This window comes from Photobacterium jeanii (assembly GCF_001650345.1).
Taxonomy (GTDB): Bacteria; Pseudomonadota; Gammaproteobacteria; order Enterobacterales; family Vibrionaceae; genus Photobacterium; species Photobacterium jeanii.
Genome location: NZ_LVHF01000012.1, coordinates 125,626 through 135,838, shown reverse-complemented (window position 1 = coordinate 135,838; position 10,213 = coordinate 125,626). Strand labels below are relative to the sequence as shown.

Here is a 10,213-nt window from a genome sequence, read left to right as displayed (position 1 = left end):
AACAAGATATACGTGGAGTTGTAATGACAAGAAAAATAATTTTGTTTTTTTGCTTTTTTTGGTCACAAGCTTGCTTTTCAAACTCAAACTTACAATACAAATTAGCAGAAACACTATTTCTACAAAATCGGTATGAAGAAACTAGAGTTGTACTAGAAAACATAGAGGTCATGAGCGCAGAGTCTCGCTATATTTATGCAAAAACATTTAACATCAACCCTTTTTCATTCAGTCGAGATGAATATATCAACCTAAAAAAGTCAGCATATGATGGCAACATCAACGCAATAGTTAGCTTAACATACCATGACTTTGGGCTAGGGAAAGACCTAAAAAATTTTATTACTCCAATATTATCTAAAAGAGCCACGAGTGGAGATAATTATGCAGTGCATCTTCTATCTTTCATGGATAATCGAGTTAAGTGGCTTACATTTGGTGCAGATAATGGAGATGGAAGATCACATTATGAATTATATAAATATTATATCAACGGAGGGGGGTTCTTCTTTTTTGATAGAAATCGGAAAAAAGTTGCTAATAAACATTTAGAATTATCACTAGATAAAAAATTCAACAAAGCCATAATAATAAAATCAACAGATCACTTTATTGAAGGCAACTATAAAAGAGCATTAAAAATCATCACCCCTTTATTAAATAGCGGCGATGCAGATGCTATTTTATCTTTAGCGCAAAATTATAATTTACGTTTTAAACAAGATAAAAACATAGCGATTGAAAACGCTTATTACTTCTATTACATTTACAATCATTTTATTGGAGATAAAAGCTCAGATTTAAGCTCAGTGGGTATATCACTTAATATGAACATTGAAAATTTGAAGAAAGACTTATCAATTGAGCAAATATCATCGATAGAAAGTAATGCTCATACGTATATATCTAACCACACTGTGAAATATAATCATAATAAAATTTACAACTATTCACTAACAGATTCAGAATTACAAAGGCTAAGAAATATTAATTGGGAACAGTAAAATCTAACTGAAATATAATTTCTGTAATATCAAAACACTCGAAATTCATCGCAAAAAAACCGCGCCAAAGCGCGGTTTTCATTTTAGAATCAACGTTGATTAAAACGCGTAGTCTAAGTTAATGCCCCAGTTACGACCTGGTTGAGTACGGCGGTCAATGCCTTTACTTGATTCAGTAATACCATTTAGATCTTGGTATAACCAGTATTTCTCATCAAACGCATTAAACAAACCAGCACGCAAGGTTAGATCTTGTGTTGGTCGGTAGTAAGCCGTTAGATCAACAACTGCATAACTTGGTGCTTCAATATTTGCTTCAGCACCATTTGATGGTTTTTCCCAATCATCACCTTTCTTAGATGCGACAGCTGTAATACTCATTACACTACCCCATTTCTCACTTGGCGCATCATAGCCCACCCCAAGAACAGCAGTCAGTGGAGCTACGGTTTCAATTGCTTCACCAGTCTCTTTATTTTCCCCCTTCGCGTACGCTAGAGATAAACGAGAGTAAGTACCCATAGGTGCGCCCAGAGCTTCATCAAGGTATAAATTACCTTTAAATTCAGCACCATATATTTTCGCTTTGCCGATGTTTTTCTTGGTGTAGACATCTTTATTATCAACGTTTTTACCAACGTAGTCTTCAGCAATAAAGTTTTTGTAGTCGTTATAGAAACCAACTAACTCTAAATCACCTAGCTGATTATTCGCACGTAGACCAAGCTCGTAAGATTGACTCTCTTCTGGCTTAAGATCTGGGTTTGGAAGATATACCGCCCCCATACCGTAGAAGTAGTACAGGTCTTGCAGCGTTGGAGCTTTAAAGCCTTGGCTAAACTGAGCGAAAGTACTCAAGTTTTGATTAAAGTGATACACAGCACCTAGCTTACCAGTAAATGCGCTACTCTTATGCTCAGGGTATTTAGTTGTATCAATCGGTTTTGACTCGAACGAGTCATAACGCACACCTGCAGTTACAACAAATGCATCATCAAACATAAAAGCTTGATCCTGCAGGAATACACCCCATTGTGTTGAATCTGCTTCTGGGATTTCTGCTCCTTTCTCGTTTGGAACACCAGTATCTAAATTCGTATCCGTGTAATTAAGAACGAAGTTTTCTTTAGAACCTGTTAAACCGTAGATAAGTTGATGGCGGCTAGATGCAAATGCTAATTCTTTATCAAACTGAGCATCAAGCTGATAACTCTTATTCACACCATTACGATTTCGGTTTCGCAAGCCCTTCGCATCCGTATGATCTTGTGTATCATGATCACTTTTAATTTTTTGCCAGTTCGCTTGCCACTTCAACGTGTCGAATGCCACGTTATCTGCCAACCACTCATGCTCTAAGCCAAGACGAATACGGTAATCATCATCCACGCCATAGTTATTCGTATATTTGTAGCCAGGCATAATTTCATAACCGTCTTTGCTCAGAAGGCGGCCTTCAGCTTGACGAGTGAAATACTCTCCCGTAATTCCAACACGGTTAGTATCATTTACTTGATAGAATGCTTTAGCTAATACATTATCTTGGCGGTAACTATATGGGTCTGCTTGACCACGCTCCGGACCGTTAATGTCAGCTCCATCTTTATGCACTTTTGTTTCATTACCATCAACATGCGTATAAATAAGCATGGTTTCTAAATCACCAGTACGATTTGCTAACGTTAGTGTTTGTTTAAATGACTCGTCCGCACTTTTATAACCCGTTTTAAAACCTACATGCGTATCATCACCTGCTTCGAGCAAATCCTCAGGATTCTTTGTTCGAAGCATTACAGCACCACCTAGAGCATCACTTCCATACAAGGTAGAAGAAGGACCTTTATTAATTTCAATTGCTGTCAATGTATCTACTTCATACATGTTTTGATTGAAACGCATTTCAGCAGAGCCCGGATTATAAGAAACAGGCTGTTTAACGCCATCAACCATAACTTTCACACGACTTTCATCCATACCTCGGATATTAAAGCCGTTTAAACCAAAGCGACCACCACCGTTGACACTGACGCCAGGCTCATACTTAACAGCATCACGTATGTCAGATGCTAAATTTTCAGAAAGAGTCTCATCTGTAACTTTAGCAATACTATTAGGTACGTTTTTAATACTCTCTTCCGAACGCGTACCCGATACAACCACCTCATCAAATACTGAAACCGCTTCTTGAGCATGTAGCATTGGTGAAACCGCTAGTATTACTGAGCTAGCAACGAGTGATAGTTTGTATTTCATAATCCCTGCTTAATGATATTTTTATCAAGTAGTATGTTGTTGCTGAGAATTATCACAAACACAAACGAGAATTACTATCATTATCAATATGATTTAGATCACAAAAACAACTTTTTGTGCATCCAGATCAAATTTATTGGAAGCAATATTTTACTTTCTGGCTTTTTACAGCTAGTGCATGATTATCCCAACAGAAATAATACGCACAATTTGCAACCAAACCGCCCTCATTCGAAGCTGCTCTTTGGCTATATTATTGAAAGTCACTAGGAATCACGTTTTAAGGTTGCGACTTTTTAGGGGGGGTGTTAGTATTCGCGCTCGTTTTGAACGACGCTATGCAAGGTCGCATTGCATAGTGAATTTTACTTAAGAGTATTTAAAATGAAATTTGAAGCAGTTGTACGTACTGACCTAGGTAAAGGTGCGAGCCGCCGTCTACGTCACGCAGGTAAATTCCCAGCTATCGTTTACGGTGGTGAAGCAGCGCCTGTATCAATTGAGCTAGTTCACAGCGATGTGATCAACCAAATGGAAAAGCCTGAGTTCTACGAAGTAATCACTCTAGTGATCGACGGTCAAGAAGTTAAGGTTAAGCCGCAAGACATCCAACGTCACGCGTTCAAGCCAAAAGTTGAGCACATGGACTTCAAACGCGTTTAATTCGCGTATACAAAGTTCTAAGAAAGCGCCCTATGGGCGCTTTTTTTTATCCAAATTAAGGCTAATCAAACAAACCAGCCTGTGGATTGTCTATATCCTCATCTGCTTTCGTATCAATTTGTGCAGCTTTTGCAGCTCTCAGCATTCGAAGGTAACGTTGTCGGCATAATCTTAGCGTGTTGCGCTGCTGATCGGGTGTCATTTGTTGCCAATTAAAGCGCTCTTCCCTGTTTCGCATACAGCCACGACAATAACCACGCTCATTAACTTGGCAAACACCAACACAAGGGCTTGGAATAGAAAAAAACTCTAATTGCTCCATTCTCCCACCCTTCTTTATGATGAATTCCTTAATTTAACCATATACTCAATTTAAGTTAACGAAAAGACCGCTTGATGATTCAAGTGATTTGATATAGCGTTTGTTAGGATACTATGTATGGATTATGCATAGTTATTTATAATTTGGAGGGAACCATGGATTTTTTTGTACCATCTGCTGAAAGCCGTGAACAAGCGGAATCTGTTTTTTCATCAATTGCTAACCACGTTTCAGCCCCAACTCAAGAAAAGCGCATTCACAAAGTTGAGTGGCTCCACGAAGGTGAACCTTGCCAATGTGAAATTGGTAAACCTTTACCCACTGTTTTCCGCAATGATGAAACCGTACTCGCCATCTTTGATTGTGGCGATTTACTCAAGATTTGCACCCCAAACCGTGGTGCAATCAAATTCGACCCTATTCATGCGAGCAAAGGTAAAGTCGTTTCAATCGCTTATTTTGATTAATCCAGTTTGATCATCACATTATGGGGCTTAAAACAGCCCCATTTGTGGTGCAATAAGCTCTTCAAAATCTTTGCCTATAAATGGCAAGATCCCTTCTGCTACAGGCTTTATTTGTTTATCAATGTAATGTTGGTAATCAATAGTGCTTTTTCGTGATTCAGCAGGCTCTGGACCGTTTAACGTAATTAAATACTCAATCCAACCACCATGTTGATATTGCAGTGGACGTCCAAGCTGAGCATTAATTTCATCAGCTAAACGTGCAGCCCTTACATGAGGCGGTACATTCTTTTGGTATTCAACTAGCTTTCGTCTTAGTCGCTTGCGATATACCAGCTTATCATCGAACTCACCTTGTTGAGCTCGCTCAACATAATCGCGGATATAGTCTTCCACATCTTCGTTATGGAACACCTTATGGTAAAGCGTTTGCTGAAACTCTTGCGCTAATGGCGTCCAATCAGTACGTACAGTCTCAAGCCCTTTGAAAACAATTTGTTGTTGACCATTACGATCAATCAATCCTGCATAACGCTTTTTACTGCCCGTTTCTTGACCACGGATAGTAGGCATCAAGAACTTGTGATAATGGGTTTCGTACTCAATTTCTAACGCTGAAACCAAACCATACTCATCATCAAGGTGCTTCTGCCACCAGCCGTTGATGTACTCAACAAGCTGTTGGCCTACTTCATCAGCATCTTCAGCTGTATGGGCTTGCTTTAAAGAAACAAAGGTTGAGTCAGTATCTCCATAGATCACTTCATACCCTTGACTTTCTATAAGCTCGCGAGTCATTTTCATGATCTCATGCCCGCGCATAGTGATCGACGATGCTAAGCGATGATCGAAGAAGCGACAACCGGACGATCCTAATACGCCATAAAAGGAGTTCATGATGATCTTGATCGCTTGCGAGAATGCTTTTTCTCCATCACGCTTTGCTTGATCTCGTGCTTGCCATAATTCTTCAATCATTTTTGGCAGAAAGTGTTTCTCACGATGAAAGCGACCACCTCGAAAACCAGCAATGGCTTGATTGTCAGCTTTCCCTTCTTCAAGCAATAAGCCTTCCACCAGCCCCATAGGGTCAATTCGAAAAGAGCGGATAATAGATGGATACAGCGATTTGAAATCAAGCACTAATACCGATTCGTACAAACCGGGCTTAGAATCCATAACATAACCACCTGGGCTCGCAATCCAATTGTCACTGTCAAGGTTTGGTGCTACATAGCCTGCACGATGAAGCTGCGGTAAATAAAGATTAGTAAAAGCCGCCACTGAGCCACCAACACGATCAAGCTCTACACCTGTTAGGCGCGAACGCTCAATAACAAAATCCAGCAAATGGGTGTGCTCAAAAATGCGTGTTACTAGCTTACAATCTTGAAGGTTATAGTGAGCAAGCGAGAGCTTATCATGACGAAACATATGGTTAATTTCAGCCATACGATCATGAACATTGTGAATGGCCTTACCTTCACCCAGCAGTTCTTGAGATACCGATTCTAATGACCAAGAGCGAAAGTTATAAGTCGCGGTTTTTAAAGTATCAATGCCATCGAGCACTACCCTACCCGGAATAGTAATAAAGCCTTGATGGCTATTTTTGTTTGATTGACGCCAATGCGGCGTTTGATTGCCTCGTCCAATACGAAAAGGAAGTTTATGCCATTCCGCCCGCTTTAATAGCAGCCTAAAGTCAAAATCAATCACACTCCAACCGATGATAATGTCGGGATCGTATCGCTGAAACCAAGCCTCTAATGCCAGTAATAATGATTTTTCATCAGAAACCCACTGAATCCATGTTTGTTGTTCAGCTTCTTTTACGCTTGTTGGATCACCAACCATAATTACTCGGCTATCGGCATCAGAATGTAAACCGACAGAATACAGAATGCCTTTTTCAGAACACTCAATATCAAGCGAAACCATAGACAACTGTGGCTGAAATTCAGCCGCTTTCGCTTTTACATTTCGGTATTCAACATAGCCCTGCTTTTGAATACTGTCCCCAGTGAAAACAATGCCACCACGGATAAAACGCTCCATCAAGAAACGATCGGCCAGACGAATGTCAGATTCAAAGCACGTAACACCATTTGTTGCCAATACCTGACTAACTTGATGAGCATCTCGTACAGTTTGGTTATAACATGCAACGACAGGTTTATGCTGATAAGTCTTTAAACCAACTTGGCGCCAAGTTGCCGAAATCTGTGCTTGCGCTAATAATTGCTCTGCTTGCTGCTGTTGTTCTTCAGGCACAAAACAAACGGGTTTATCGCCAGCAACAACAAGTCGTACTGGTCCTTGTTCGGTTTTAACCCACAAAATGACTTCAGTTTGACCTTGGTAATCTCGGCTTTGGCGGGTTAAAACAAACCCTGTGGAATACGATTGCAAAACGACCTCAGTTAACCAATGCGACGATTAATTTTATCGAACTCAGCCACGATCCATTGACCAAATTGATCGAGTAAAAACAAACTGGCTTTTTTCGGCACTTGAGTACGGGAAGCCAAAATAAATGCACGTTCCACATCCATTAGGTGCTCTGGGTACACATCTAAAAACACATCCGCAGCACGGTTTATATCAAGTTCCCACTGTTGCTTGCTATGCAGCACCAAACAGTAGGCACTCCAGATCATTTTCTTACCAATAAACTCACAATAATCGAGGTAATTATCTATCACTTTGGTTTTCATGATCTTGTGACGATACTCGGGCAATAGATCTTTCAAGTCGCCGTTCATTGAGCGTCCAATATCCCAGCTCACTTCAAAACTACCAAAGCGCGATGAAAGATCATCACCATTCAAGCAGACTGAACAATGCTTAAGCCATACACCCCACTCAAAAATACCCTCTAAGCTAAGCACTTGTTCGCGGGAGGCCGTTTTTATCGTCACTCCAGTAATTTTCGGGAAGCTACGCGTCAAACGCCACTGAATGGCGCTAATTGCTGACTCATCTTGGCTGCGCAATTTTTGCTGAGTGATGATAGTAAAATTTAGATCAGATTTACCCCACACAGCTTCATGGCGTGCAACACTTCCATTAAGATAAATGCTATGAAAGTTCTGATTTAAACCGGCTCGAAATTGCTTTGCAGCCTCTAATAATGCCGGCATATATTCCTGTTGAAAGCCCTGTTCCCTGCTTAAGACGGGAAGTCTTTTCGCCACTGTCGTTACCTGTCGTTCTGATGTATCAAATGAATCATATACAATTTGCCCATGATTTTACATCTTATCCATTCCATTGTTTTTATTGTTCATTTTTCACACATGCATGTGTATTTAATCTCTTCACTTATCTATGGTTCGACACTAAATGTTGCAAACCCCAGTGGAAAATTTAATGTAAATCAATAATTGTTAAATTAACCGACATAAGTGCAAAAAATCCTATGCACGTATAGTCATTTGCCTTTATATTTCCTCCCCTTTTAACAACCACCTCTTAAATACCATGATGAGCGCGAGAAGTATCAAATTTATTCCTTTGTTTATTATCTTAGCGCTACTTGTCGATATATTTTGGGTTGTTTTAGATACCGAAGAAAAAATGGAACAATCAGCGTCTATTGCTGTTGAGCGTATGGATGCTTTGTTCACTGGTATCGAAAAAAAACTAGCGGCGATTGATACCAGTAATGATTTTTGTACTGAAAGTGACCGTCAGGCCCTCGAAGACATCATCTACGATTCCGTCTCTATAAAAGAAATCAGCTTCATTCGAGATAACAAAATTGTGTGTTCTGATCGAAGTCGTCAGCACAATGTCGATATCTCCCGTGAACTACCAAAAAATTACAGCGACTTTACCGGACGCTTTACTTACACAGCAAAAGATCAACGCCGTAATAAAAATGCACTTTTTTACCTGATTCCGGCGCAAGATATGTGGGTTAGAGTGTCGTTGCACTTAGATTACATTGATTTTTGGGTCAGTGATTTCGGCGCTCGTCACAGCATGAAAGCTAAAGTCATCTATAACGGAAATTTCGTCGCAGGTGATGCTGAAGTCAAAAACTGTGATTTACTCAATCTGATCGAAGTCGATTCACAGAAATACCCTTATACCGTTATGACTGGCTACAATGGTCACTTACTACTCAAGGCATTTAAAGATCAGCTTCTCTACGCCATTTTAATCATCTTTCTCATTAGCGCTCTATTTGTTGTTGGACTAAGTTCGCTGTGCCGTAACCGCCGTACTTTAGAGTCCGAGATCGTACAGGCCATCAAGAACAATGAATTTGTAGGGTACCTTCAACCTATTGTTTGCAGCCAAACACAACAATGGCGTGGAGCTGAAATCCTACTGCGTTGGGAACACCCTCACAATGGCTTAACAACCCCTGCGGAATTTATCACCATTGCTGAAAATAGCGGCTTGATTAACGATATTACCCTTAAGCTCTTAGCTGAAGCCGCGCGTAATAAAGCTGTTCTCGACAAAATTAACCCAGACCACTACCTGTCACTGAATGTGACAGCATCAATGATTGCAAATCCCTTCTTTGTTCGTAAGCTCATCAGCATCATCAAGCACTCACCAGCGCTTCAGCATGGGATTGTGCTTGAATTTACCGAACGAGAAACCTTCACCGATGATCAACTCGCACAATTACAAACGGGGATGACTAAACTTCGTCAGCATGGTGTTACTTGGGCATTAGATGATTTTGGCAGTGGTTATTCAGGGTTGTCACGCCTGCAACAACTCAGTTTTGAAGTGCTAAAGATCGACCGCGCTTTTGTTGCTGCATCAAGTACCGACACCATCACGCATTCTATTTTGGATAGTATTTGCAACTTAGCTAAACGCTTCGACTGTGATGTGATTGCAGAAGGGATTGAAACAACAGAGCAGGCAGAACGTGTAAACGCGCTGGGCATCAAATATTGCCAAGGTTATCTTTTCGCCAAGCCGATGTCGTTCAGCAAGTATGTTTCTAAGCTTAAGAAGGCACAGCGCCAACCAGTACTTGATCTTGCGCCTAAAGAGCTGGAGCAGATCATCGAGCATTGATCGTCTACCTTGCAGTTGTTCTAGGATAAAGGCTACTATAGCCCTTCACTCATTTGTAAGTAGAGTTATAGAAGTTATATGGAAAACCAAGACCTGATTTCATACGACGACGTAATCGACACCGCGTACGACATTTTCCTAGAAATGGCACAGGATAATCTTGAACCTGCTGATGTCATTCTTTTCACAGCCCAATTTGAAGACCGTGGTGCGGCAGAGCTCGTAGAAACAGGTAAAGACTGGGGTGAACACGTTGGCTTTGACGTCGATGGCGAAGTGTACGCTGAAGTACGTATTGGTCTAGTAAACGAAGAAGACGATGTTCTAGACGATGTATTTGCTCGCCTTCTGGTAAGCCGCGATCCAGAAAACAAATTCTGTCACATCCTTTGGAAACGTGACTAATCGCTTTAAACACACCGTTTAAGCAAAGCAAAAAGGCAGGTTAAACCTGC

Annotated in this window: 9 protein-coding genes; 5 read left to right on the top strand and 4 right to left on the bottom strand. The window is 40.6% G+C overall.

The window, feature by feature from the left end; all coding sequences use genetic code 11:
* The first annotated feature begins 23 nt into the window (after positions 1-23).
* On the top strand, positions 24-1,004 hold the full coding sequence (locus A3K86_RS02050; protein WP_068326936.1) for a hypothetical protein: 981 nt from the start codon (positions 24-26) through the stop codon (positions 1,002-1,004).
* 99 nt (positions 1,005-1,103) lie between these two features.
* Here the strand turns inward: A3K86_RS02050 and A3K86_RS02045 are convergent, their stop codons facing one another.
* Positions 1,104-3,257: a TonB-dependent hemoglobin/transferrin/lactoferrin family receptor gene (locus tag A3K86_RS02045; RefSeq protein WP_068326931.1), complete on the bottom strand. Its 2,154-nt coding sequence runs from the start codon at positions 3,255-3,257 to the stop codon at positions 1,104-1,106.
* Positions 3,258-3,641: 384 nt separating this feature from the next.
* On the opposite strand from A3K86_RS02045, the gene rplY reads away from it, so the two are divergent.
* Entirely contained in the window at positions 3,642-3,920 is a 279-nt protein-coding gene (gene rplY / locus A3K86_RS02040) for a 50S ribosomal protein L25 (protein WP_068326928.1), read from the top strand.
* 61 nt (positions 3,921-3,981) lie between these two features.
* Here rplY and A3K86_RS02035 read toward each other — a convergent pair whose 3' ends face one another.
* Positions 3,982-4,242 carry a DUF1289 domain-containing protein gene (locus A3K86_RS02035; protein ID WP_068326925.1) on the bottom strand — a complete coding sequence of 87 codons (261 nt, stop codon included), beginning with the start codon at positions 4,240-4,242 and terminating at the stop codon, positions 3,982-3,984.
* A gap of 155 nt (positions 4,243-4,397) precedes the next feature.
* Between A3K86_RS02035 and A3K86_RS02030 the strand changes: the two genes are divergently transcribed.
* On the top strand, positions 4,398-4,709 hold the full coding sequence (locus A3K86_RS02030; protein WP_068326922.1) for a hypothetical protein: 312 nt from the start codon (positions 4,398-4,400) through the stop codon (positions 4,707-4,709).
* A gap of 27 nt (positions 4,710-4,736) precedes the next feature.
* On the opposite strand, the gene A3K86_RS02025 is transcribed toward A3K86_RS02030, so the two are convergent.
* Both A3K86_RS02025 and A3K86_RS02020 read right to left on the bottom strand, forming a co-directional pair.
* Complete coding sequence (locus tag A3K86_RS02025; RefSeq protein ID WP_068326919.1) at positions 4,737-7,121, bottom strand: DNA polymerase II; 2,385 nt, start codon at positions 7,119-7,121, stop codon at positions 4,737-4,739.
* Positions 7,122-7,132: 11 nt separating this feature from the next.
* Positions 7,133-7,852 carry a nucleotidyltransferase domain-containing protein gene (locus tag A3K86_RS02020; protein WP_232321892.1) on the bottom strand — a complete coding sequence of 240 codons (720 nt, stop codon included), beginning with the start codon at positions 7,850-7,852 and terminating at the stop codon, positions 7,133-7,135.
* Between the two features lie 436 nt (positions 7,853-8,288).
* On the opposite strand from A3K86_RS02020, the gene A3K86_RS02015 reads away from it, so the two are divergent.
* Together A3K86_RS02015 and A3K86_RS02010 are read left to right on the top strand one after the other, a co-directional pair.
* Positions 8,289-9,758, top strand: coding sequence for an EAL domain-containing protein (locus A3K86_RS02015; RefSeq protein ID WP_162844301.1), 1,470 nt, complete (start codon positions 8,289-8,291; stop codon positions 9,756-9,758).
* Between the two features lie 78 nt (positions 9,759-9,836).
* A complete protein-coding gene (locus A3K86_RS02010) occupies positions 9,837-10,163 on the top strand; it encodes an HI1450 family dsDNA-mimic protein (protein ID WP_068326911.1) in 327 nt (108 codons plus the stop codon).
* Positions 10,164-10,213: the final 50 nt, after the last annotated feature.